Annotated in this window: 17 protein-coding genes; 1 reads left to right on the top strand and 16 read right to left on the bottom strand. The window is 64.2% G+C overall.

What is annotated here, in order from left to right; all coding sequences use genetic code 11:
- The first annotated feature begins 111 nt into the window (after positions 1–111).
- Entirely contained in the window at positions 112–4,017 is a 3,906-nt protein-coding gene (gene purL / locus ACB031_RS09160; protein ID WP_371139424.1) for a phosphoribosylformylglycinamidine synthase, read from the top strand.
- A gap of 59 nt (positions 4,018–4,076) precedes the next feature.
- Here purL and ACB031_RS09155 read toward each other — a convergent pair whose 3' ends face one another.
- The 16 genes from ACB031_RS09155 to ACB031_RS09080 all read right to left on the bottom strand — a co-directional run bounded on the left by ACB031_RS09155 (position 4,077) and on the right by ACB031_RS09080 (position 23,522).
- Positions 4,077–5,603 (bottom strand): HD domain-containing phosphohydrolase, encoded by a 1,527-nt coding sequence (locus ACB031_RS09155; protein WP_371139423.1) that lies wholly within the window; start codon positions 5,601–5,603, stop codon positions 4,077–4,079.
- A gap of 16 nt (positions 5,604–5,619) precedes the next feature.
- Complete coding sequence (locus tag ACB031_RS09150) at positions 5,620–7,053, bottom strand: HD domain-containing phosphohydrolase (RefSeq protein ID WP_215269349.1); 1,434 nt, start codon at positions 7,051–7,053, stop codon at positions 5,620–5,622.
- Positions 7,050–8,180 carry an FIST signal transduction protein gene (locus tag ACB031_RS09145; protein WP_371139422.1) on the bottom strand — a complete coding sequence of 377 codons (1,131 nt, stop codon included), beginning with the start codon at positions 8,178–8,180 and terminating at the stop codon, positions 7,050–7,052. Before ACB031_RS09145 ends, ACB031_RS09150 begins: the two co-directional genes overlap by 4 nt.
- 188 nt (positions 8,181–8,368) lie before the next feature.
- The gene (gene nuoN, locus ACB031_RS09140) at positions 8,369–9,832 is read right to left on the bottom strand and encodes an NADH-quinone oxidoreductase subunit NuoN (protein WP_010634280.1); all 1,464 of its coding nucleotides are present in this window, start codon (positions 9,830–9,832) and stop codon (positions 8,369–8,371) included.
- Positions 9,833–9,893: 61 nt separating this feature from the next.
- Positions 9,894–11,414, bottom strand: coding sequence for an NADH-quinone oxidoreductase subunit M (nuoM, locus tag ACB031_RS09135; RefSeq protein ID WP_371139421.1), 1,521 nt, complete (start codon positions 11,412–11,414; stop codon positions 9,894–9,896).
- A 78-nt stretch (positions 11,415–11,492) separates the two neighbouring features.
- The gene (nuoL, locus tag ACB031_RS09130; protein WP_362818609.1) at positions 11,493–13,340 is read right to left on the bottom strand and encodes an NADH-quinone oxidoreductase subunit L; all 1,848 of its coding nucleotides are present in this window, start codon (positions 13,338–13,340) and stop codon (positions 11,493–11,495) included.
- Positions 13,337–13,645, bottom strand: a complete 309-nt coding sequence (gene nuoK, locus ACB031_RS09125; RefSeq protein ID WP_005299823.1) for an NADH-quinone oxidoreductase subunit NuoK — start codon at positions 13,643–13,645, stop codon at positions 13,337–13,339. Before nuoK ends, nuoL begins: the two co-directional genes overlap by 4 nt.
- On the bottom strand, positions 13,642–14,193 hold the full coding sequence (gene nuoJ / locus ACB031_RS09120; RefSeq protein WP_005299825.1) for an NADH-quinone oxidoreductase subunit J: 552 nt from the start codon (positions 14,191–14,193) through the stop codon (positions 13,642–13,644). The genes nuoK and nuoJ overlap by 4 nt, the downstream gene beginning before the upstream one ends.
- A 10-nt stretch (positions 14,194–14,203) precedes the next feature.
- Positions 14,204–14,746 carry an NADH-quinone oxidoreductase subunit NuoI gene (gene nuoI / locus ACB031_RS09115; RefSeq protein ID WP_005299827.1) on the bottom strand — a complete coding sequence of 181 codons (543 nt, stop codon included), beginning with the start codon at positions 14,744–14,746 and terminating at the stop codon, positions 14,204–14,206.
- 128 nt (positions 14,747–14,874) lie between these two features.
- Positions 14,875–15,843, bottom strand: coding sequence for an NADH-quinone oxidoreductase subunit NuoH (gene nuoH / locus ACB031_RS09110; RefSeq protein ID WP_005299829.1), 969 nt, complete (start codon positions 15,841–15,843; stop codon positions 14,875–14,877).
- Positions 15,840–18,569: an NADH-quinone oxidoreductase subunit NuoG gene (nuoG, locus tag ACB031_RS09105; RefSeq protein WP_371139420.1), complete on the bottom strand. Its 2,730-nt coding sequence runs from the start codon at positions 18,567–18,569 to the stop codon at positions 15,840–15,842. Before nuoG ends, nuoH begins: the two co-directional genes overlap by 4 nt.
- 68 nt (positions 18,570–18,637) lie before the next feature.
- Positions 18,638–20,005, bottom strand: coding sequence for an NADH-quinone oxidoreductase subunit NuoF (gene nuoF, locus ACB031_RS09100; protein ID WP_371139419.1), 1,368 nt, complete (start codon positions 20,003–20,005; stop codon positions 18,638–18,640).
- On the bottom strand, positions 20,002–20,544 hold the full coding sequence (nuoE, locus tag ACB031_RS09095) for an NADH-quinone oxidoreductase subunit NuoE (protein WP_371139418.1): 543 nt from the start codon (positions 20,542–20,544) through the stop codon (positions 20,002–20,004). Before nuoE ends, nuoF begins: the two co-directional genes overlap by 4 nt.
- Before the next feature lie 61 nt (positions 20,545–20,605).
- On the bottom strand, positions 20,606–22,411 hold the full coding sequence (nuoC, locus tag ACB031_RS09090; protein ID WP_017780025.1) for an NADH-quinone oxidoreductase subunit C/D: 1,806 nt from the start codon (positions 22,409–22,411) through the stop codon (positions 20,606–20,608).
- Positions 22,412–22,413: 2 nt separating this feature from the next.
- Complete coding sequence (locus ACB031_RS09085; protein WP_005299840.1) at positions 22,414–23,088, bottom strand: NADH-quinone oxidoreductase subunit B family protein; 675 nt, start codon at positions 23,086–23,088, stop codon at positions 22,414–22,416.
- 29 nt (positions 23,089–23,117) lie between these two features.
- A complete protein-coding gene (locus tag ACB031_RS09080; protein ID WP_005299842.1) occupies positions 23,118–23,522 on the bottom strand; it encodes an NADH-quinone oxidoreductase subunit A in 405 nt (134 codons plus the stop codon).
- Positions 23,523–23,642 lie beyond the last annotated feature (120 nt).

Below are 23,642 nucleotides of genomic sequence, written 5' to 3'. Positions count from 1 at the left end.
ACCGAGTCACACTTGGCAAAACAAGAAAAACGTTTGTCCGCCGTCGGCCTGATCCCTATAATACGCGCGTCTCAATTCCCCCCCACTTCAACACTTGGTGAGAAAGGTCATATGGATATCTTGCGTGGTGCCCCCGCACTGTCTGAGTTTCGTGTCCAAAAACTGCTGCAACGCTTCGCGCAGATGAAACAGGAGAGAGGAGTAGAGATAGAGGATGTCTATGCCGAATTTGTGCACTTCGCCGAGCTCTCGAGCCCGCTGTCGCCCCCGGAGCGAGCGACCTTGGGCCAGCTCCTGCGCTACGGCCCGACCATCCCCGAACACACCCCCAGCGGTCAGCTGTTTCTCGTTACCCCCCGCCCCGGCACTATCTCCCCCTGGTCTTCCAAAGCAACCGACATCGCCCACAACTGCGGCCTGACCCAGGTCAAGCGGCTCGAGCGCGGCATCGCCTATTACGTGCAGGCCAAGGGTGAGCTGAGCGCTGCCCAACGCGCCGACGTGGCCGCCGTGCTGCACGACCGCATGATGGAGACGGTGTTTGGCGAGATGAACGAGGCCGCCGCCCTGTTTGCCCATCAGGAGCCGCGCCCCTTCACCCAGGTAGATGTGCTGGGTGGTGGTCGCGCCGCCCTGGCCGAGGCCAACGTGGCACTGGGTCTGGCGCTGGCCGACGACGAGATCGACTATCTGGTGGAGAACTTCACCCGGCTGGGTCGCAATCCCAACGACATCGAGCTCTACATGTTTGCCCAGGCAAACTCCGAGCACTGTCGCCACAAGATCTTCAACGCCGACTGGACCATCGACGGTGAGCAGCAGCCCAAGTCGCTGTTCAAGATGATCAAGAACACCTTCGAGCAGACGCCGGATCATGTCCTGTCTGCCTATAAAGACAACGCCGCCGTGATGGAAGGGAGCCAGGGTGGCCGCTTCTTCCCGAGCCCCGCCAACGGCGAATACCAGTACCACCAGGAGCAGGTCGACATCCTGATGAAGGTGGAGACCCACAACCACCCGACCGCCATCTCCCCCTTCCCGGGCGCCGCTACCGGCTCCGGCGGCGAAATCCGCGACGAGGGTGCGACAGGCCGTGGCGCCAAGCCCAAGGCGGGCCTGGTGGGCTTCTCCGTCTCCAACCTGCGCATCCCCGGTTTCGAACAGCCCTGGGAGCAGGATTTCGGCAAGCCGAGCCGCATCGTCAGCGCCTTTGACATCATGCAGGAGGGGCCGCTTGGCGGCGCCGCCTTCAACAACGAGTTCGGCCGTCCGGCTATTCTCGGTTACTTCCGTACCTTCGAAGAGGAGGTGCCGAGCCACAATGGGGTCGAGGTGCGTGGCTACCACAAACCCATCATGCTGGCGGGCGGCATCGGCAACATCCGCAGCGAACACGTCCAGAAAGGGGAGATCCCGGTAGGGGCTGCCCTCATCGTGCTGGGTGGCCCGGCCATGAACATCGGTCTGGGCGGCGGCGCCGCATCCTCCATGGCCTCCGGTCAGTCGGCCGAGGACCTCGACTTTGCCTCGGTGCAGCGTGACAACCCCGAGATGGAGCGCCGCTGCCAGGAGGTGATCGATCGCTGCTGGCAGCTGGGGGACGACAACCCTATCGTCTTCATTCACGACGTGGGGGCCGGTGGCCTTTCCAACGCCATGCCGGAGCTGGTGAGCGACGGCGATCGCGGTGGTCGTTTCGACCTGCGCGCCATTCCGAACGACGAGCCGGGCATGAGCCCGCTGGAGATCTGGTGCAACGAATCCCAGGAGCGCTACGTACTGGCGGTGGCCAAAGAGAAGCTGCCGCTGTTCAAGGCGCTGTGCGAGCGTGAGCGTGCACCTTATGCCGTCATCGGCAGCGCCACCGAAGAGAAACACCTGACCCTCTCCGACCAGCACTTTGACAATCACCCCATCGATCTGCCGCTGGACGTGCTGCTGGGCAAGACCCCCAAGATGCACCGCGACGTAGCGAGCCTGCCCGCCCAGGGCAAGGCACTGCAACTGGATGGCATCACCCTCGGCGACGCCGCCGAGCGGGTATTGCGTCTGCCGACCGTGGCGGAGAAATCCTTCCTCATCACCATCGGCGATCGCAGCGTGACCGGTCTGGTCAACCGCGACCAGATGGTCGGCCCCTGGCAGATCCCGGTGGCTGACTGCGCCGTCACCGCAGCCACCTACGACAGCTACCACGGTGAAGCCATGTCCATGGGCGAGCGCACCCCGGTGGCGCTGCTCTCTCATGCGGCTTCCGCCCGTATGGCGGTGGCCGAGGCCCTGACCAACCTGGCGCCGGCCCACATCGGATCGCTCAAGCGGGTCAAGCTCTCCGCCAACTGGATGGCCGCAGCCGGTCACCCGGGCGAAGATGCCGGTCTCTACGAGGCGGTCAAGGCGGTGGGCGAGGAGCTCTGCCCGGCCCTTGGCATCACCATCCCGGTGGGCAAGGACTCCATGTCCATGAAGACCCGCTGGCAGCAGGATGGCAAGGAGCAAAGCGTCACCTCGCCGCTCTCCCTGCTCATCTCTGCCTTTGCCCGGGTCGAGGACGTGCGCAATACCGTCACCCCGCAACTGCGCAGCGATCTCGGTGAAACCGACCTTATCCTCATCGACCTTGGCAACGGCAAGCAGCGCCTCGGCGCCTCCGCCCTGGCCCAGGTCTATCGCCAGCTGGGTGACAAGGCGCCGGATCTGGACAACCCGGTTCAGCTCAAGGGCTTCTTCAACGCCATCCAGGCGCTGGTGGCAGATCGCAAGCTGATCGCCTATCACGATCGCTCCGACGGCGGCCTCTTCGTCACCCTGGTGGAGATGGCCTTCGCCGGTCACTGCGGTCTCGACCTGCAGCTGGATCGCATCGGTGGCGAGTTGCTGCCGGCCCTGTTCAACGAGGAGCTGGGCGCCGTCATCCAGGTGCGTCGTGAAGACAAGGAGGCGGTGATGACCCTGCTGGCCGGTCACGGTCTGGCGGCTTGCTCCCACGTGCTCGGCACGGTGCGCGAGGGGGATCTCATTACCCTGCAGCGGGCCGGTCAGGAGGTCTATCGCGCCAGCCGCACTGCCCTGCGCACCATCTGGGGCGAGACCAGCTGGCAGATGCAGCGTCTGCGCGACAACCCCGAGTGCGCGGATCAGGAGCATGCCGCCCGTCAGGACGCAGCCGATCCGGGCCTGCAGGCCAAGCTCTGCTACAACCCGTCCGAAGATGTGGCGGCGCCCTATATCGCCAAGGGGGTCTCCCCCCGTCTGGCGGTGCTGCGCGAGCAGGGGGTCAACTCCCACGTGGAGATGGCGGCGGCGTTTGACCGTGCCGGCTTCACCGCCGTCGACGTACACATGAGCGACATCCTCGAAGGCCGTATCAAGCTGGAGCAGTTCCAGACCCTGGTGGCCTGTGGCGGCTTCTCCTATGGCGACGTGCTGGGGGCGGGCGAAGGCTGGGCCAAGTCCATCCTGTTCAACGAGGGGGCCCGCGAGCAGTTCCAGCGCTTCTTCGAGCACGGCGATACCCTGTCGCTCGGTGTCTGCAACGGCTGCCAGATGATGTCCAACCTGCGCGAGCTGATCCCGGGCGCCGATCTGTGGCCGCGTTTCGTGCGCAACCGCTCCGAGCGCTTCGAGGCCCGCTTCAGCCTGGTGGAAGTACAGGACTCCCCGTCCGCCTTCTTCGCTGGCATGGCGGGCTCTATGATGCCGATCGCCGTTTCCCACGGGGAAGGGCGGGTGGAGGTGCGCGATGCCGCCCACCTGGCGGCGCTGCAAGCCAGCGGACTGGTGGGGCTGCGTTTCGTGGATAACCGTGGTCAGGTGACCGAGCAGTATCCTGCCAACCCGAACGGCTCGCCGGACGGCATCACCGCCGTGACCACCACGGATGGCCGCGCCACTATCATGATGCCGCACCCGGAGCGGGTGTTCCGCACCGTCGCCAACTCCTGGCACCCGGACAACTGGGGCGAGGATGGCGCCTGGATGCGGATGTTCCGCAATGCCCGGGTTCGTCTGGGCTAAGCCTGCGACGCAAACAAAAACCGGCCCCTGTGGCCGGTTTTTTTATGGCGACGTTCCCGCTAGGGGCGGCCGTGACCCAGTTCGTGGGGGATGAAGTCACCGCGATCGAGAATGCGCAGGCAGGCGTCCACGACGGCTTCATCCAGCCGGGTGCCGCGCAGCTGGATGATATGGGCCCTGGCCTGGGGAATGCCGAGGGCGGCGCGGTAGGGGCGATCGGAGGACATGGACTCCACTATGTCGGCCACCGTGAGGATGCGGGCCTCCAGCAGGATCTGCTCGCCCTTGAGCCCGGCCGGGTAGCCGGAGCCGTCGATGTACTCGTGGTGCTGGTGGATCATCTGGGCGATGGGCCAGGGCAGGGCGATGTCCTTGAGCACCTGATAGCCGGCGCCCGGGTGCTCCTTGACCAGGTTGAACTCCTGCGGGGTCAGCCGCCCCGGCTTGGTGAGGATGTCGACCGGTACCTGGATCTTGCCGATGTCGTGCACCATGGCCCCCAGATAGAGCCCTCGCAATCGCTTGTCGTCCAGCTGCAGCTCGCGACCGATGGCCAGCGCCAGGGTGGCGACGTGCTTCTGGTGGCCGGCGGTGTAGGGATCGCGCTGCTCCAGCACGGCGGCTATGGCGCCGAGGGCATCTTCCAGCGCCAGCTCCAGCTGACGGGCATGCAGCATCTTGTCGCGCTGGGCGGTGAGGTAGGCCTGCTGGGTGCTGCGGGCCTGCAGGCCATAGGCAAGGTAGTCCGCCAGCTGGCTGAAAAGGTGCACCTCCTCGTCGGTGAAGGGGCGGGCCTGCTCGCTGTGAATGAGCAGGCCGCCACGCCCGCCGGTGTGCCACTGCAGCGGCAGCAGCAGGCGGGCGCGCAGGGTGGCCGAATGATGTACCAGCTCGCAGGGGAGCGCCTCGTTGCACGGCATCTCTGTGCTGATGGCCTGGTGCAGGGCGGGATCCCGGGTGAGCCATTCGTCGCTGGCAAACCAGGTTGCGTTGCCCGCCTGCGCCAGCACCTGCAGGGTGTGCTGGTCAGGTTTTTCCTGCAGCACGGTGACGAGGGGGAAACGGCCGTCGAAGGTGATGGCGTCGCAGATCTCCTGCAGCAGCGTCTGCTCGTCGTCCGGTCTGAGCATGGCGTGATGGGCGCGGCCGATGGCCTCCAGGGTCCAGGTGTACTGCTGCAGCTGCTCTTGCTGCTGCTTCTTCTCGGTGATGTCATCGAAGAAGACCCCGACGCCGACCACCTGACCCAGCTCGTCGTGCAGGGGAAACTTGGTGGTGCTGAGCCAGCGGGCCTCGCCTCCCTTGAGATAAGGCTCCTGGTGGCGCTGGGTGGTGCCGCTGGTCATGACCCTGAGATCGTCGTCCCGATAGCGCTGGGCCAGCTCGGCCGGGAAGAAGTCGGCATCGCACTTGCCGACCAGCTCGGCCGGGGTGAGGGCGAGATCGTCTGCCAGCAGCCGGTTGCAGGCGATGAAGAGGGAGCGGGTATCCTTGAGCAGCACCCGGTAGGGCAGCTGATCCATCACCTGACCAAGCAGGGCGGCCGTGGACAGCGGGGTAAAGGGCGGTGCGGGCTTTGAACTCATCGTCATCCAGCCTCGGTCAAAGAGGGGCGAAGCGGTAGCCCGCCTGCCAGACGGCGAAGCAGGCGCTGACTACCTGTTCGTCGTAGTGGACACCGGCATAGCGGGTCAGCTCGGCGAAGGCATCGGTGAAGGAGAGGGCCCGCCGAAACGGACGGTGGGCAGTCATGGCGGCCAGGGAGTCGGCCACCCGGATGATGCGCGCCTCCAGGCAGATGGCATCCCCCTGCAATCCCTGCGGATAGCCGCTGCCGTCCATGTTCTCATGGTGCTGCTGCACTATGGTGGCGATGGGCCAGGGGAAGTCTATCTGCTGCAGAATTTCACAGCCCGCCTGCGGGTGCAGCTTGATGAGCTCGAACTCCACCTCCCGCAATTCGCGGGGGCGGGTGAGGATCTCCGCCGGGATCTGCAGCAGGCCGATGTTGTGCACCATGGCGGCGAGGCCCAGTCCATCCAGCCGATCCTGCGCGAGTTGCAGATGCTGGCCGATGGCCAGCGCCAGATCGTGCACGCGCCGCTCGTGGCCCGCAGTGCTGGGATCCTTGTGGGCGATGGCGGAGGAGAGCGCCGCTATGGTCTGGAACAGCAGGGTACGTTGCTGCTGTTCACTCTCCTTGATGTGGGTGATGTCGACCAGCGCGCCTATGATGCCGGCCACCTCGCCCTGATGGTCGTAGAAGAGATCCTTGAAGTTGAGCACCTGATAGCGGCGGCCCTCCCGGTCAAACAGGGTGTGCTCGAAATATTGCGGCTGCCTGCTGCGCAGCACTTCCAGGTCGCGCTGGGTGTATTCGTCGGCCATCTCGGGGGGGAGGAGCTCGTCCACCCGCTTGCCCTGCAGCTCGGCCTTGCTGATGCCGGTGATCTGGGTGAAGGTCGGGTTGCAGCTGATGAAACGCCCCTCGACATCCTTGTAAAACACCGGGATGGGGATTGCCCTTAACAGGGATTCGTTGAAGCGCTGCATGTCGACCAGCTCCGCCTGCTGGCGCAGGGCCAGCTGCTCGCTGTCCCGGCACAGCTGGATGGCGCGGGCCAGGTTGCCGAGGATGGGGCTGAACAGGTGACAGAGCCGCTCCCCCTGCTGCTCCGGGTTGGGGGAGAGCAGCAGCATCAGGTAACCCCCCTCGATCCGCAGCCGGTAGGCAAAGGGGTAGGGGCGTGCAGCGGGCAGCGGCAGCGGGGCGCGCAGGATGCACTGCTCGCCGTCGCCGACCCAGTGGGGCAGCGCGAGCGGCTCCCCCTGATGGCTGACCAGCTGCTCATCCCCAATCGCCTTGATGATCTTGTACTCACCCTGTGGCAACTGCTGCAGCACCAGCCCGACCGGGCAGGCACAGTGAAACAGAAAACGCTGCAGCACCTTGGTCAACAGGGCGTCCAGAGTGACCTCGCGACCGATGCAGAGAGCGAGATCGCAGACGATGGCCATGGCGTGGTCGTTGTTCATCGCCGTCCCTCCCCGTTGCAGAGAATGGCACCGTTGTGAAACAGCGGATACTCCCCCGGTCGCAGGCTGCCAATCTCGCCAAGGGAGAGGGCGCCCACCAGCTCGTGGGCGCCGCTGTGGCTGAAGAGGGTCTTCAGCTCCAGGGTGCTCTGCTCGCCGAAGTGCTGCTGACGGCCGGCGCAGTAGTAGATCTCGAGGCGTTCAGGGGCGCCGTGCCGGCTCAGCTTTTCGGCCAGTTCGATGGCGTGGGCGGTCGGGCTCTGCGGCGCCTTGAGCAGGGTGAGGATGCTGTGATCCGGCACCTCCCCGACGCAGAGCAGGGCCCCCTCTTCGGTGACGGCGACCGGGATGCGTACGATGACGTCGCCGTTGGCCCGCAGCAGCCCGAGCGGCAGGTGGACGCCGTACTGGTAGAACTGATCCGGCGTCAAGCGCTGCTGGAACTGTTGCTGGACCAGGGACTGGTAGCGACTGAAGGCCGGCTCCCAGTCGATGAAGGCAATCTTGTTGCCCTCGCTGCTGGTGGCCAGCATGGTCTGGGCGGTGAGCTGATAGCCGTGCTCGAGCAGCGGGTAGCTGTGGTGGGGCTGCAGGGTGCAGCAGACCGCCTGCGCCAGCAATCTGTGATTGTCGAACAGGCAGGGCATGGGGCGGAATTGGCCGCTGCCGGCATTGACGCCGGCATAATTGACCCTGTCAGCGAGATGCAGATAGATCCCCTCGAGGAGGGAGGCGATGTTGGGGATCATGGCATCGAAGGTCAGAAAGAGGGTAGGTACGCCCGCGCCCTCTGGCCACTGCGCAAGCTGGGGGAGCAGCGCATCGCAAAGGGTGCTGGTCTGCTGGTCGGTGCTGGCGGCGGGATCGAGCGGGATGAGCAGAGGGGCGTGAGAGACCGGGCGCGGCAGCAGCCAGGCACCGTGCTCATGAAAGCCGTGGCGGCTGATGAGGCGGGGAAAGAGTGCGCCGCTGAGCTGAATATCGAGCCGCCGGCACTGCTGCTGCAACTCGGCCACGTGCCCGGCATCCTGCTCGGCCAGCAAGAGATCGAGCCGCTCCCCGCGATAGGGCTGCAGTGCATCGGCCAGTGGTTGCGCATCGAATGAAAGAAAAGCGGGCTGCATCATCCCTCGGAACTCCTTTCCTGCCAATGGCCAATATATCAGCAAGGCGGGTGAGGTGGATACCCGGTCGTGTCCGATAAGCGCTTATAAGCCGTTATAAAGGCAGATAAATTTGAGATGGCTGGCCAGGCATCCAGCTTTGGGCAGATAAAAAAACCGGCCACCTGGGCCGGTTTTTTGGGGGAGTGAAATCAGCGCAGTACCACGTTCTGGAAGCCCTGTACCAGGCTGATGACCGGCTGGGGATAGAGACCCAATGCCACCACCAGCGCGGCGGAGAGCAGCACCACCAGACCACCGGAGGTGATGGCCCAGTCCCCCTTGGCGTCGCGCAGCTGCATGCCGGGCTCGCGCAGGTAGAGGGTGACCATGACCCGCAGGTAGTAATAGAGACCCAGGGCACTGCCGAGCACGATGGCGCCGGAGAGCCACCACAGCTTGGCATCGACGGTCACCCCGATGAGGTAGAACTTGCCGATGAAGCCGAGCGTCATGGGGATACCGGCCAGCGAGAGCATCATCACGGTCAGCACGGCGGTCAGGTAGGGACGACGCCAGAACAGGCCGCGGTAGCTGTGCAGGGAGTCCGCATCCTTGCCGCGATAGGGGCTGGACATCATGCTGATGACGCCGAAGGCCCCCAGGCTGGTGAACAGATACATCAGCAGATAGACGCCGGCCGCTTCCACCGGCATCTGGCCGAGACGGCTCGCCACGATCACCGCCAGCAGGTAACCGAAGTGAGAGATGGAGGAGTAACCCATCATCCGCTTGATGTTGGTCTGCAGCAGGGCCAGCAGGTTGCCGATGACGATGGAGACCACCGCCATGGCGGCCAGCAGCCAGTGGATCATGGGATCCGCGGCGGCGGGCACCGCCAGGTAGAAGCGCAGCAGCACGCAGAACACCGCGATCTTGCTGACGGTGGCGAGGAAGGTGGCCACCGGGGCCGGCGCCCCTTCGTACACGTCCGGAGTCCAGAGGTGGAACGGCGCCAGGGAGAGCTTGAAGGCAAAGCCGACCAGCATCAGACCCAGACCGCCCATCAGCAGCGGATGGTGAGCCGGGGTGGTGGCCAGAGTCAGCCCCAGATCGCTGAAGCTCAGGCTGCCGGCCTGGGCATAGAGCAACGCCATGCCGAACAGCAGGAAGGCGGTGGCGGCGGCGGAGAGCACCATGTACTTGATGCTGGCCTCCAGCGAGTGGCGCTCGCGATAGGCGTAGCCCACCAGACCGAACATCGGCAGGGTCAGCATCTCGATCCCGATGAACAGGGAGGCGAGGTGACGGGAGCCGGCCAGCACCAGGCCACCGGCGGTGGCGATCAGCAGCAGCAGGTAGAACTCTTCCCGGTTGTCCGGATAGCCCTTGAGCCAGGAGCGGCCGAAGGTACAGGTGGCCAGGGCGCCGATGAGCACCAGGCCCATGTAGAAGACGGCGTAGCCATCGATCTGCAGCAGCGGGGTGACCCCCTGATCGCCTTGCGCCATCACGATGGGCAGGGAGAAGAGCGCCAGGTTGAGACCGGCGATGGTGACCACGAAGGCAGTGTCATCGCACCGTTTCCAGGCGATGGCCAGCATCAGGGCCACCATGGCCCCGGTTGTCAGCAACAGGGGCAGCAGGGCCAGCAGTTGCGAAGCGGTGAAGGTCATTGCAGTGCTCCTGTAAGGGACAAGGAAGGCAACAGGGCCAGCGGTTTAACAGCGGTCACTCTCATTGCAATGCTCCTGCGAAGGGCAGGGCGTACCAGTGCAGCACGCTCAGCAGGCTGTTGCCCGCGGTGTCGAGCACAGGTTGGGGATAGACACCGAGCAGCACCAAAAGACCGGCGATGGTCATCATCATCACCAGCTCGCGGCTGTCGAGCCCCTTGAGCACGCTCTCGTCCTTGGGGGTACCGAAGCAGGCGCGCTGCAGCATGATGAGGGAGTAGACCGAGGCCAGTACCAGCCCGAAGGTGGCGATGATGGTGAGCACGGGGGCAACCTGGAAGCTGCCGATGAGGATCAGGAACTCGCCGACGAAGTTGCCGGTGCCCGGCATCCCCAGAGAGGCGACCGAGAAGAACAACATCACGCCGGGCAGGTAGCGCAGGCGACCCCACAGCCCGCCCATAAGGCGCAGGTCCCGGGTGTGCAGACGCTCGTAGAGCTGACCGCACAGGATGAAGAGGCCGGCGGCGGAGAGACCGTGGGCGATCATCTGTACCACGGCGCCCTGCAGGGCCAGCTCGCTACCGGAGTAGATGGCGATCATCACGAAGCCCATGTGAGAGATGCTGGTGTAGGCCACCAGCCGCTTGATGTCGGTCTGGGCGAACGCCACGATGGCGCCGTAGACGATGCCGATGAGGCCCAGCACCATGGCGTAGGGGGCAAATTCGGCGGACGCCTCGGGGAAGAGCGGCAGGGCGAAGCGCAGCAGGCCGTAGGCGGCGGTTTTGAGCAGGATCCCCGCCAAGTCCACGGAACCCGCGGTCGGCGCCTGGCTGTGGGCATCCGGCAGCCAGCCGTGCAGCGGCACCAGCGGCATCTTGACCGCGAAGGCGATGAAGAAGCCCAGCATCAGCAGCCACTGCACCCCCTCGCTCATCGGAGTGTTCAGCAACTCCTGATAGTTGAAGGTGAACACGCCGGTGGCGCCGTGGTGAGTCAGCACCAGGCCCAGGATGGCGACCAGCATGATGAGGCCGCTGACCTGGGTGTAGATGAAGAACTTGGTGGCGGCGTTGATCCTGGATTTGCCGTCGGTGACCGAGTGGCCCCACAGCGCAATCAGGAAGTACATGGGCACCAGCATCATCTCCCAGAAGAAGAAGAAGAGGAACAGGTCCAGCGCCATGAAGACGCCGAGCACGCCACCCAAAATCCACAGCAGGTTGAGGTGGAAGAAGCCGATGCGCTGCACGATTTCCTTCCAGGAACAGAGGATGGCCAGCACGCCGATGAAGCAGGTGAGGATCACCATCAGCAGCGACAAGCCATCCACCGCCAGGTGCAGTGAGATGCCGAAGCGGGGGATCCAGGGCAGTTGCAGTTCGGCGGCCCAGACGGGCACGCCGCCCTGGACTGCCAGGGTGAAGTCGCCGCTCCACCAGATGGCGCAGGAGAGCAGCAGGCAGGCGCTCATCGACAGCAGGGCGACCCAGCGTACGAAGTACTCGCCGAATCGCTCGGTCTGCCAACAGAGCAGACCGCCGATGAAGGGTATTAACAAGATCCAGAGTAAGGTCACGATATCAGCTCTCGTCTATGTTCTAGTCACTGTGCAGGCACGTGGGCTTGCTGCGAGTTCAGGGGCTGCATCACGGGATCAGCCGAGCAGCAGCAGGGCCAGGATCAGGGCGGCGCCCATCCCCATGGAGGCTGCATACCAGCGCAACTTGCCGGAAACGGTCCAGGCCAGCAGCTGGTGGCCGCTCTGGGCCAGCCAGGCCGGCAGGTTCATCATCCAGTCCAGCGGATCCTTGCCGAGCAACCGGGTCGCCAGCAGATACGGTTTGACCCACAGCTGATCGTAAAGCCAGTCAAAGCCCCAGGCATTGAACCAGAGAGTGCTGAGCAACTTGCCCGGCGCGCTGTTGGCTATGCTGCTGGCCAGGCGGCGCTCACCCAGGAACAGGAAGGCAGCCAGGGCGATACCGGCGATGGCGATGACGGCGGAGGTGATCTCCAACGCGTGGCGCCCCTCTTCGATGTGATCCCCCGGACCCGCCGGCAGTACCCCCGCCAGCGGCGGCACGATCAGGGCGCCGATGCCGGTGGAGAGCACCAGCAGCACCAGCAGCGGCAGCTGGTGGGCCAGACCGTGACCGGCGTGAGCCTCGGTCTTCGCCTCGCCGTGGAAGGCGATGAAAATGAGGCGGAAGGTGTAGAGGGAGGTGAGGAAGGCACCGCCAAGGCCAGCCCACAGCAGGGCGCTCTGGCCGCTGGCCTGCACCTGCCACAGGATGGCGTCTTTACTGTAGAAACCGGCGGTCACCAGCGGCAGCGCGGCCAAGGCCGAGCCCCCTACCAGGAAGCAGGCATAGACCAGCGGCAGGCTCTTGCGCAAGCCCCCCATCTTGAAGATGTTCTGCTCGTGGTGGGTGGCGACGATCACGGCACCGGCGGAGAGGAACAACAGCGCCTTGAAGAAGGCGTGGGTCATCAGGTGGAAGATGGCCCCTTCCCAGGCACCAACGCCGAGGGCCAGGAACATGTAGCCGATCTGGCTCATGGTGGAGTAGGCCAGGATCCGCTTGATGTCGGTTTGCACCAGGGCCGCAAAGCCCGCCAGCACCAGGGTAATGGCCCCGACCAGCGCCACCAGATGCAGGATCTCGGGGGCTAGCAGGAACAGACCGTGGGTGCGGGCGATGAGATAGACACCGGCGGTCACCATGGTGGCCGCGTGGATCAGTGCCGAGACCGGGGTCGGGCCCGCCATGGCATCCGCCAGCCAGGTCTGCAGCGGCAGCTGGGCCGATTTGCCGACGGCGCCGCCGAGCAGCATCAGGCAGGCCAGCGACAGGGCGGGGGAGCCTTCGGCAAACAGGGTGGGGGCGCGCACCAGCAGCTCATGGATGTTGAGAGTGCCGAGCTCGCGATAGAGGATGAACAGGCCGATGGCGAGGAAGACGTCGCCGACCCGGGTCACCACGAACGCCTTGAGGGCGGCGGCGCCGTTGTTGCGATCCTTGTAGTAGAAGCCGATCAGCAGGTAGCTGCACAGACCCACCCCTTCCCAGCCCAGATAGACGAACAGCAGGTCATCGGCCAGCACCAGGAACAGCATGCTGGCGATGAACAGGTTGGTGTAGGTGAAGAAGCGCGAATAGCCCTCTTCCCCGCGCATGTACCAGGAGGCGAACAGGTGGATGAAGAAACCCACCCCGGTCACCACCCCCAGCATGGTCAGCGACAGGCCGTCCAGTGCCAGGCGGAAGCTGGGACTGAAGCTGCCCACCGAGATCCACTGCCACAGGGTCTGGGTATAGACGCCGCCCACCGGCATGGTGTTGAGAAAATCGATGCCGACCCACAGGGTAGTGAGGGCCGACAACCCTATGCTGCCGACGCCGATGAGCGCCGAGGTGCGCTCGCCGAAACGACCGAGGGAGAAGGCCAGCACCAGCCATCCCAGCAGCGGAAACAGAAAAGTCAGGTATAGGAGGCTCATCCGCGCATCTCGCTCACAGTGTCCACGTTGAGGGTGTGGTAACGACGATAGAGCAGCAGTAACAGGGCGAGGCCGATACTGGCCTCCGCTGCCGCCAGAGAAATCACCAGTATGTACATGATCTGGCCATCGGCCTGGGCCCAGCGGCTGCCAGCCACCACGAATGCCAGTGCCGAGGCGTTCATCATGATCTCGATACTCATGAGGATAAACAGCAAGTTGCGGCGGATCAGCAGGCCGCACAGGCCGATGCAGAACAGCACGGCGGCGAGCAGCAGTCCGTGCTCCATGGGGATGCCATTCATTGCTGACCTCCTTCTTGTGATGGACGGGCCGGGGTGCGGGGCACCGAGAGTACCTCGCCGCTCTTGTCTTCGCGGCCAAGGTGATAGGCGGTGACCAGACCCGCCAGCAGCAGGATGGAGGCAAGCTCCACCGCCAGCACGTAAGGGCCGAACAGGGCGATGCCGACCGCTTTGGCACTGACGTCGGTCAGACCGAGTTCACCGCCGGTGACCCCGAGAATGCCGTAGGCCAGAAAACCCAGCAGAATGAGCGAAAGCAGGCCCGGGCCCACCCAGGTGGTGGGAGTGAGCCAGTGCTTCTCCTGATCCTGGGCCGAGCCCAGGTTCAGCATCATCACCACGAACACGAACAGCACCATGATGGCGCCCGCGTAGACGATCACCTGCAGGGCGCCTGCGAAGGCGGCGCCCAGGCAGAAGAAGATCATGGCCACGGCGATGAGGGAGATGATGAGATTGAGCAGCGCGTGCATCGGATTGCTGGTGCTGATCACCCGCAGCGTGCTGTAAACGGCGACCAGGGCCGCGGCATAGAATGCCAGTTCCATGATTGACTCCTCAGGGCAGCAGGCTCTTGACATCGATGGGCTTGGCTTCGTTCTCGGCATCCCCTTTCGGCTTGCCGTCGATGGCCATCCCGCTCATGCGATAGAAGTTGTAATCCGGGTACTTGCCGGGCCCGCTTATCAGCAGATCCTCCTTCTCGTACACCAGGTCCTGGCGGCGATACTCGCCCATCTCGAAATCCGGCGTCAGCTGGATGGCAGTGGTGGGGCAGGCCTCTTCGCACAGGCCGCAGAAGATGCAGCGGGAGAAGTTGATGCGAAAGAACTCAGGGTACCAGCGACCATCTTCCCGCTCGGATTTTTGCAGCGAGATGCAGCCGACCGGGCAGGCCACCGCACACAGGTTGCAGGCCACGCAGCGCTCGTCGCCGTCCGGGTCGCGGGTCAGCACGATGCGGCCGCGATAGCGGGGCGCCGCATAGACGGCCTGCTCCGGGTAATTGAGGGTCTCGCGGGGGCGCCAGGCATGGGAGAACACCATCCCCAGGCTGCGTAACTGGGTGCCGACACCCTTGATGATGTTAATAATTTTCATAGTCGTGCCTCACTGCACATTCATCAGCACCACAGCCCGTACCGGCTGCATCCCGTGCGGGATGCAGGACGGCGGGCAAGCAGACGTTCCAGCCAAACGGCATCACAAATTTTCTGTCCATCGGGGCCTCACTGCGCATTCATCAGCACCACGGCGCCGGTGACCAGCATGTTGAGCAGGGTCAGCGGCAGGCAGACTTTCCAGCCAAACGACATCACCTGGTCAAAGCGCGGGCGGGGCAGGGAGGCCCGCAGCAGGATGAAGAACACCATGAAACAGGCGGTCTTCAGGGCAAACCAGATGAAGGGCGGCAGCCAGGGGCCGTGCCAGCCACCGAAGAACAGGGTCACGATGAGCGAAGAGATCAGCACGATGCCGATGTACTCACCCACGAAGAAGAGACCCCACTTCATGCCCGCATACTCGATGTGATAACCGTCGGCGAGCTCCTGCTCGGCTTCCGGCTGGTCAAACGGATGGCGGTGGGTGACGGCGACGCCGGCAAACAGGAAGGTGATGAAGCCCAGGAACTGAGGGATGATGTTCCACAATCCAGCTTGCGCTTCCACGATATCCCGCAGGTTGAAGCTGCCGGTCTGGATGACGATGCCCATCAAGGAGAGGCCGAGGAACACCTCGTAGGAGAGTGTCTGGGCCGAGGCGCGCAGGCTGCCGAGCAAGGAGTACTTGTTGTTGCTCGACCAGCCGGCGAACAGCACGGCATAGACCGCCAGCCCCGCGATGGCCAGGATGTAGAGCAGCCCCACGTTGAGATCCGCCACGCCCCAGGTGGGGGTGATCGGCACCACCGCAAACGCCAGAATGAAGGCGGTAAAGGCGATGATGGGGGCCAGCACGAAGATCCGGCGATCGGCGAAGGGCGGGATCCAGTCCTCTTTGAAGAACATCTTGATCATGTCGGCCGCCAGCTGCAGCAGGCCGAAGGGGCCTACCCGGTTGGGGCCGTAACGATCCTGCCACAGCGCCAGCAAACGGCGCTCGATGAAGCTCATGAAGGCGCCGGCCCCCACGATCCCCACCAGCACGATCAATGCCTTGCCGATCTCCAGCAACAGATCGATCAGAGAGTCGCTCATGCGATGGCCTCCTGCAGGTTGGCGAGATATTGCTGGTGCAGGGCGGTCGGCAGACCGTTGACACCAAGCGGCAGGCCCACCAGACCCGCGGTCAGATGCTTGCTCAGACGCAGGGTTAGCCGCCAGTGGTGGCCACCCCAGGAGAAGGCGACCTGGCTGCCGGCACTGAGGGCAAGACGGTTGGCGTCGGCCGGGTTCAGCACCAGCACGGGCTCGCTCATGCGGGCCTGGATGACCGGGCTTCTGGCAGAGAGCTCTTCGCTGCCAAACAGCTGGTCATAGCTCACCACCTGCAGCGCCTCTTTGGCGTTGAACGGGGCGGGAATGGTGTCGAACCAGCCGAGGCTATCCTCACCTGCTTCCAGCAGACGGCGACCGGGATCCCCGGCGCGCAGGTTGCCACCCACTTCATCCTGGAACTTGTTCCAGGCGGAGGGGGAGTTCCAGCCCGGCGCCCAGGCAAATGGTACCTGTTGCAGCGGCTGGCGGGCACCGGCGTAGCCTTCCATGGAGAAGTTGAAGGGGGAGTCGGGATCCTGGGCGACTCTGGGCTCGCTCACGTTCTGATCCGCCAGCATGGAGGTGCGGCCGCTGTAGCGGTGCGGCTCGCGGGCGAGTTTCATGCCGCGGATACGCAGACCTGCATTGGGCGCGGCTTCGCGCATGCTGGTCAGCAGCGGAGCGCTGGCGGCGCAGGCACTGCTCACCTCGTCGAAGTTGTTCCAGCGCAGCGGTTTGCGATCCAGCGCCCCTTGCAGGGCGGCCAGCCAGCGCCAGCTCTCGCGCACCTGGATGTCGGCGTTGTAGAAGGCGGGGGCATAGACCTGGAAGAAGCGTTGGGCGCGGCCTTCCATGTTGATGAGGGTACCGTCGGCCTCGGCGAAGCTGGCGGCAGGCAGCACCAGGTCCGCCTTCTGGGCGGTGCCGGTGTCCTGATGGTCGACCACCAGCAGGTGCTGCAGACGGTCGATGGCAGCATCGATGCGGCTGCGCGGTGCGCGGCGGTAGAGATCGTTCTCGAGCATCACCAGCGCTAGCTTCTCTTCTCCTTCGATGCGCTCGAGGGCGGCCTCCAGCGGGGCAGCATTGCCGGCCAGCATGGCCAGCCCCAGGCTGTTGGTCTCCTGAGCGACCAGGGCGAGCTCCACGGCCTGGCCACGGCCCTTGAGGGCACGGGCGATGTTGCTGGCCGCCTCAAGCAGCGCCTGGCTGCGGGCACCGGTGCCGGCGATGATGAGCGGCTTCTTGGCGTTGCCGAGCAGTGCGGCCCAGCTGGCGGCCAGGGCCTGTTGCTCGGGGGCGAGATCGGTCAGGGCAGGGGCGCTGCCATCGAGCAGATGGGCGATGGCGAAGCCGAGGCGCGCCTGATCCGCGTGGGGGGCGTGCAGGGTGCCGCTCGCCACGTCGTCCAGTCGGGTGGTGTCGAGACTGGTGATCAGCAGCGGGTAGCGCTCGTTCTGGGCCAGGGTCTGCACCGCGGCGACCTGCCACAGATCCACCTTCAGCTTGCGGGCGATTTCACGGCCCTTGCCCTTGACTGCCTGACGCAGGGCCAGGGCGATGCGGGCGGCGGTCTGGGTGACATCCTCACCGAGCACCAGCACGGCATCGGCCTCTTCCATGTCACGCAGGCTGGGGGTGCGCACGCCACCGTGCTGCAGGATCTGCAGCATCTTCTGCAGGCATTCCCATTCGCTTTGCTCGACGCCGCTGTAGAAGTTGGCGGCGCCCACCAGTTCGCGCAGGGCGAAGTTGCTCTCAAGCGACGCCCGCGGCGAGCCGATGCCAATGACGCCACTGGCGGTGCGCAGGGCGTCGGCGGCCCGGTTGAGGGCACCGTCCACCGTGATGGCCAGCTTGTCACTGCCATCCTGCAGCAGGGGCTGGCGCGGGCGGTCGGTCAGATTGACGTGGCCGTAGCCGAAGCGGCCGCGGTCGCACAGGAAGTAGTGGTTCAGGGCGCCGTGATAGCGGTTCTCGATGCGGCGCAGCTCGCCATAACGCTCACCCGGGCTGATGTTGCAGCCGACCGAGCACCCCTGGCAGATGCTGGGGGCGAACTGCATGTCCCACTTGCGGTTGTAGCGCTCGGAGTGGGTCTTGTCGGTGAACACGCCGGTGGGGCAGACCTCCACCAGGTTGCCGGAAAACTCGCTCTCTAGGGTGCCATCCTCGACCCGGCCGAAGTAGACGTTGTCGTGGGCGCCGTAGACCCCGAGATCCTCGCCACCGGCGTAATCCTTGTAGTAGCGCACGCAGCGATAGCAGGCGATGCAGCGGTTCATCTCGTGGTTGATGAAGGGGCCCAGATCCTGATTCTGGTGGGTGCGCTTGGTGAAACGGTAGCGCCGGCTGTTGTGGCCGGTCATCACCGTCATGTCCTGCAGGTGGCAGGCGCCGCCCTCTTCGCACACCGGGCAGTCGTGGGGGTGGTTGGTCATCTGCCACTCCACCACCGTCTTGCGGAACTCCTTCGCCTCCTCATCCTCGATGGAGATATAGGTGCCATCGGTGGAGGGCGTCATGCAGGACATGACCAGGCGGCCGCGCTTGTCGTCGGCATTCTGATACTGCTTCACCGCACACTGGCGGCAGGCGCCGACGCTACCGAGCGCCGGGTGCCAGCAAAAATAGGGGACGTCCAGCCCAAGGGAGAGACAGGCTTGCAGCAGGTTATCTGCCCCGTCTACCTCGAACTCTTTACCGTCTACATGAATGGTGGCCATACAACTTCCCTGACTTCAATGAAATAAATTCTGTGGCTCGCGCCGGTTCTGCGGGCGCACTGGGCGCCTTACCAGCGCTCGCCCAGCAGGTTGGGCTGGATACCCTTGAGCTGCTTGTGACTATCCTGCGGCGCCTTGACGCCAGCCTCGAATTCGGACCGGAAATACTTCATCGCACTGCCCAGCGGCTCGATGGCGCCAGGGGCATGGGCACAGAAGGTCTTGCCCGGGCCGAGGAAGCTGACCAGCTGCTCCAGGGTGGCGAGATCCCCTGGCTGACCCTCGCCCCGCTCCAGCGCGCGCAGCAGCTTGACGCTCCAGGGCAGGCCGTCGCGGCAGGGGGTGCACCAGCCGCAGGACTCGCGGGCGAAGAACTCTTCCATGTTGCGCAGCAGGGAGACCATGTTGATGCTGTCATCCACCGCCATGGCAAGGCCCGTGCCCATCCGGGTGCCGACCTTGCCGATGCCGCCGGCGTACATCTGGGCATCCAGGTGCTCGGGCAGCAGGAAGCCGGTACCGGCGCCGCCCGGTTGCCAGGCTTTCAGGCGATAGCCGGGCTTCATGCCGCCGGCGTAGTTCTCGAACAGCTCGCGGGCGGTGATGCCGAACGGCAGCTCCCACAGGCCGGGGTTGTTGACCTTGCCGGAGAAGCCCATCAGCTTGGTGCCGTGATCTTCCGAACCCGGCAGCGCCAGCCCCTGATACCAGGTCACACCGTTGCCGATGATGGCGGGCACGTTGCACAGGGTCTCGACGTTGTTGACGCAGGTGGGCTTGCCCCAGACGCCGGAAACGGCGGGGAAGGGGGGCTTGGCGCGCGGGTTGGCGCGGCGCCCTTCCAGGGAGTTGATGAGCGCCGTCTCTTCGCCGCAGATGTAACGACCGGCGCCGGTGTGGACGAACAGCTCGAAGTCAAAGCCCGAGCCCAGGATGTTCTTGCCAAGGAGCCCAGCGGCCTTGGCCTCGATCACCGCCCGGCGCAGGTTGGTGGCGGCATCGACGTACTCGCCGCGCAGGAAGATGTAGCCACGGTAGGCCTTGAGGGCCTTGGCCGAGATGATCATCCCCTCGATCAGCAGGTGGGGCAGTTGCTCCATCAACAGCCGATCCTTGTAGGTGTTCGGCTCCATCTCGTCGGCGTTGCAGAGCAGGTAACGGATGTTCATGCTCTCGTCTTTGGGCATCAGGCCCCACTTCACGCCGGTGGAGAAGCCGGCGCCGCCGCGACCCTTGAGGCCGGCATCCTTGACGGTGCCGACGATTTCATCAGGGCTCATCTGGCCCAGCGCCTTGCGGGCCGCATCGTAACCCTGCTTGCTCTGGTATTCATCCAGCCAGACCGGCTGGCCGTCGTCGCGCAGCCGCCAGGTGAGGGGATGGGTCTCGGCCGCGCGGGCGATGCGGTTGGCGGTACCAAGGGATGCCAGACTCATGGGTAAGCCTCCAGGGTCTTGAGCAGGCTGATGGCGTCGAGCCCACCGTAGGTGTCGTCGTCGATCATCAGGGCCGGCCCCTTGTCGCAGTTGCCGAGGCAGCAGACCGGCAGCAGGGTGAAGCGGCCGTCGGCGGAGGTCTGGCCGGGGGCCAGGTTCATCACCTCTTTCAGGCCGGCCAGCAGTTGCTCGTGGCCGTTGATGTAGCAGACCATGCTGTCGCAGACGCGGATGATGTGGCGACCGACCGGCTGGCGGAAGATCTGGCTGTAGAAGGTGGCGACCCCCTCCACGTCGCTGGCGGGGATACCGAGCTCGGCGGCGATGGCGTGGATGGCACCGTCAGGAACCCAGCCGCGGGCCTGCTGCACTATCTTGAGCGCTTCGATACTGGCGGCGCGGGGATCTTCGTAGTGGTGTTTCTCATGCTCGATGGCATCGCGTTCTGCCTGGCTCAGGACGAAATCCTTCCCCTTGCCCTGGCATGAACTCTGTCCCTGCGGGGACGGATTGTGTTGGCACTGACATTGCTGGCTCATGGCATAACCTTTTGTGGCTTGTTCTTGTTGTCGTGTAACGGCGCTTGGTAACAGCCGTTACTCAACGGTCCACATCCGACATAACGAAATCGATACTGCCCAGATAGACGATGAGGTCCGACACCATCTGGCCACGGATCACCGAGGGGATCTGTTGCAGGTGAGCAAAGCTCGGGGTGCGGATCCGGGTCCGGTAGCTCATGGTGGAGCCGTCGCTGGTCAGGTAATAACTGTTGATCCCCTTGGTCGCCTCGATCATCTGGAAGGACTCGGCGGCCGGCATGACCGGGCCCCACGACACTTGCAGGAAGTGGGTGATCAGGGTTTCGATGTCCTGCAGGGTGCGCTCTTTGGGCGGCGGCGTGGTGAGCGGGTGATCCGCCTTGAACGGCCCCTCCGGCATGTTCTTCATGCACTGCTCTATGATGCGCATGCTCTGGCGCATCTCCTCGATGCGCACCAGGGCGCGATCGTAGGCATCGCCGTTGGCACCCACCGGTACCTCGAATTCGAACTGATCGTAGCCGGAGTAGGGGCGCCACTTGCGCACGTCGAAGTTGAGGCCGGTGGCGCGCAGACCGCCGCCCGTGGTGCCCCAGGCCAGCGCCTGCTCTGTGTTGTAGGCGGCGACGCCTATGGTGCGGCCACGCAGTATGCTGTTGCGCATGGCGGCCTTCTCATAGTCCATCAGCCGCTTGGGCAGCCAGCTCAGCAGGTTGTCCTGCACCAGTCGCTGCCAGCCGACGGGCAGATCGTGGGCCACGCCGCCGATGCGGAACCAGGCCGGATGCATGCGGGCGCCGGTGATGGCTTCGATGATGGTGTAAATCCGCTGCCGGTCGGTGAAGGTGAAGAAGACCGGGGTCATGGCGCCCACGTCCTGGATATAGGTACCGATGAACAGCAGGTGACTCTGGATGCGGAACAGCTCTGCCAGCATCACCCGGATCATGTCGACCCGCTGTGGCACCTTGATGCCGGCCAGCTTCTCGACCGCCAGCACGTAGGGCAGGTTGTTCATCACGCCCCCTAGGTACTCGACCCGGTCGGTGTAGGGGATGTAGCTGTGCCAGGACTGGCGCTCGCCCATCTTCTCGGCACCGCGGTGGTGATAGCCGATGTCGGGCACGCAGTCACGGATCTCCTCGCCATCGAGCTGCAGTACCAGGCGGAAGGCGCCGTGGGCGGAGGGGTGGTTGGGGCCCAGGTTCAAGAACATGTAGTCCTCGTTCTCGTTGCCCCGGCTCATGCCCCACTCTTCCGGTTTGAACATCAGGTTGCCCTGCTCCATGTCCTGCTTGGCGGCATCGAGCATGAAGGGATCGAATTCGGTGGCGCGCGCCGGATAATCCTTGCGCAGCGGGTGACCCTGCCAGCTCTTGGGCATCATGATGCGGGTCAGGTGCGGGTGACCGTCGAAGTTGATGCCCATCAGATCCCACACTTCCCGTTCATACCAGTTGGCGTTGGGGAAGTGGCGGCTGACGGTGGGCAGCGTCAGATCCCCCTCCTTGAGCGGCACCTTCAACATCAGGTCGGCGTTGCGATCGATGGAGATGAGGTGATAGAAGACGGTGAAGTCGCTGTCGGGCAGGTCGTGACGATGGCTGCGCATCCGCTCGTCGGTGGCGCTCAAGTCAAACAGCATCACGAACGGGGAGGGCAGCTTTTTAAGGAACCCCATCACATCCAGCAGCAGCTCGCGGGAGAGCCAGACCACCGGCACGCCGGTGCGGGTATTCTGGATGGTGAAGCGTTCGGCACCGAAATGGGCAAACAGCTCGCCGACCACCTGAGCGTCTTTGTGATCACTCGGTTGCCACTGGGCCATGGCGTAGTTGCTGGGAAATTCTCGAGTCAGTTTCATGGTCAGATCTCATCCGGCGTGCGCAGGTTGGTGACGTTGATCCGCTCGCCACGCTTGCGGTCCTTCTCGGCAGGCATCTGGGGGCGATAGATGCCCTGATCGCCCACCACCCAGGAGAGCGGACGGCGCTCCTTGCCGATGGAGTCCTGCAGCAACATCAAGGCCTGCAGGAATGCCTCGGGACGGGGCGGGCAGCCCGGAATGTAGACGTCGACCGGCAGGAACTTGTCGACGCCCTGAACGACCGAGTAGATGTCATACATGCCGCCCGAGTTGGCGCAGGCCCCCATGGAGATGACCCACTTGGGTTCGAGCAGCTGTTCGTACAGGCGCTGGATGACCGGGGCCATTTTGATGAAGGGGGTGCCGGCGATAACCATGAAATCGGCCTGGCGCGGTGAGGCCCGGATGACTTCGGCGCCGAAGCGGGCCACGTCGTGAGGGGAGGTGAAGGCGGTACACATCTCCACGTAGCAGCAGGAGATGCCGAAGTTGTAGGGCCAGAGGGAGTTCTTGCGGCCCCAGTTGACCGTGTCCTGCAGCACCTCTTCTAGGCGCCCGATCATGATGCCGCGTGAGGCCTCTTGAGCCAGGGGATCCTCGACGGTCTGGCGCTGTTCCTGGGGGTAGCGCTCAACCGGCGCATCCGGGTCAATCCGGGTCAGGGTGTACTTCATGGTGCAACCTCAAAGGGATAATCAGTAATTCAGTCTGGCTTCTTGTCGGTCAGGACGCGTTTTTTCGGTGCCCAGTCGAGGGCGCCAATACGCCACAGGTAGATGAGTCCTACCAGCAGCAAGGAGATGAAGATGGTGGCCTCGATGAAGCCGACCCAGCCGCTCTCCCGAACGGAGACGGACCAGGCAAAGAGATAGAGCGCTTCCACGTCGAAGATGACGAAGAACATGGCAACCAGATAGAACTTGGCGGAGAAGCGCAGACGGGCATTGCCCACGGAGTCTACGCCTGATTCGAAGGGCTTGTTTTTGGCTCGGCCGTAGGCGCGGCCTCCCAGCAGGGCTGCCAGGCCGATCATGATCAGGCAGATACAGATGGCCCCAACTACATAGACAGCAAAAGCCCAATGCTGGACAGCAATATCAGCAAACATAGGAGTTTTCCCTAACCAAATTAATCACGAGACTTAACAAGGATGTTACGTATTATGCCACCTTGATACTGATTTACATGTCATTTCAGGGGATTAATTATTAATCAGCGGGAGGAAAAT

The sequence above is a fragment of the Aeromonas sp. S8(2024) genome, from assembly GCF_041403085.1.
GTDB lineage: Bacteria > Pseudomonadota > Gammaproteobacteria > Enterobacterales > Aeromonadaceae > Aeromonas > Aeromonas dhakensis.
This window is presented reverse-complemented; position numbering and strand designations above follow the sequence as displayed.

Bases quoted from the DNA above. Each gene is read 5' to 3' on its own strand.
- nuoC (WP_017780025.1), bottom strand. From the start codon at position 22,411: ATGAAACTGACTCGAGAATTTCCCAGCAACTACGCCATGGCCCAGTGG.
- purL (WP_371139424.1), top strand. From the start codon at position 112: ATGGATATCTTGCGTGGTGCCCCCGCACTGTCTGAGTTTCGTGTCCAA.
- ACB031_RS09080 (WP_005299842.1), bottom strand. From the start codon at position 23,522: ATGTTTGCTGATATTGCTGTCCAGCATTGGGCTTTTGCTGTCTATGTA.
- nuoN (WP_010634280.1), bottom strand. From the start codon at position 9,832: ATGACCTTCACCGCTTCGCAACTGCTGGCCCTGCTGCCCCTGTTGCTG.
- ACB031_RS09145 (WP_371139422.1), bottom strand. From the start codon at position 8,180: ATGATGCAGCCCGCTTTTCTTTCATTCGATGCGCAACCACTGGCCGAT.
- ACB031_RS09155 (WP_371139423.1), bottom strand. From the start codon at position 5,603: ATGAGTTCAAAGCCCGCACCGCCCTTTACCCCGCTGTCCACGGCCGCC.
- nuoI (WP_005299827.1), bottom strand. From the start codon at position 14,746: ATGAAAATTATTAACATCATCAAGGGTGTCGGCACCCAGTTACGCAGC.
- nuoE (WP_371139418.1), bottom strand. From the start codon at position 20,544: ATGAGCCAGCAATGTCAGTGCCAACACAATCCGTCCCCGCAGGGACAG.
- nuoH (WP_005299829.1), bottom strand. From the start codon at position 15,843: ATGAGCGACTCTCTGATCGATCTGTTGCTGGAGATCGGCAAGGCATTG.
- nuoG (WP_371139420.1), bottom strand. From the start codon at position 18,569: ATGGCCACCATTCATGTAGACGGTAAAGAGTTCGAGGTAGACGGGGCA.
- nuoJ (WP_005299825.1), bottom strand. From the start codon at position 14,193: ATGGAACTGGCATTCTATGCCGCGGCCCTGGTCGCCGTTTACAGCACG.
- ACB031_RS09150 (WP_215269349.1), bottom strand. From the start codon at position 7,053: ATGAACAACGACCACGCCATGGCCATCGTCTGCGATCTCGCTCTCTGC.
- nuoF (WP_371139419.1), bottom strand. From the start codon at position 20,005: ATGAGTCTGGCATCCCTTGGTACCGCCAACCGCATCGCCCGCGCGGCC.
- nuoL (WP_362818609.1), bottom strand. From the start codon at position 13,340: ATGAGCCTCCTATACCTGACTTTTCTGTTTCCGCTGCTGGGATGGCTG.
- nuoK (WP_005299823.1), bottom strand. From the start codon at position 13,645: ATGAATGGCATCCCCATGGAGCACGGACTGCTGCTCGCCGCCGTGCTG.
- ACB031_RS09085 (WP_005299840.1), bottom strand. From the start codon at position 23,088: ATGAAGTACACCCTGACCCGGATTGACCCGGATGCGCCGGTTGAGCGC.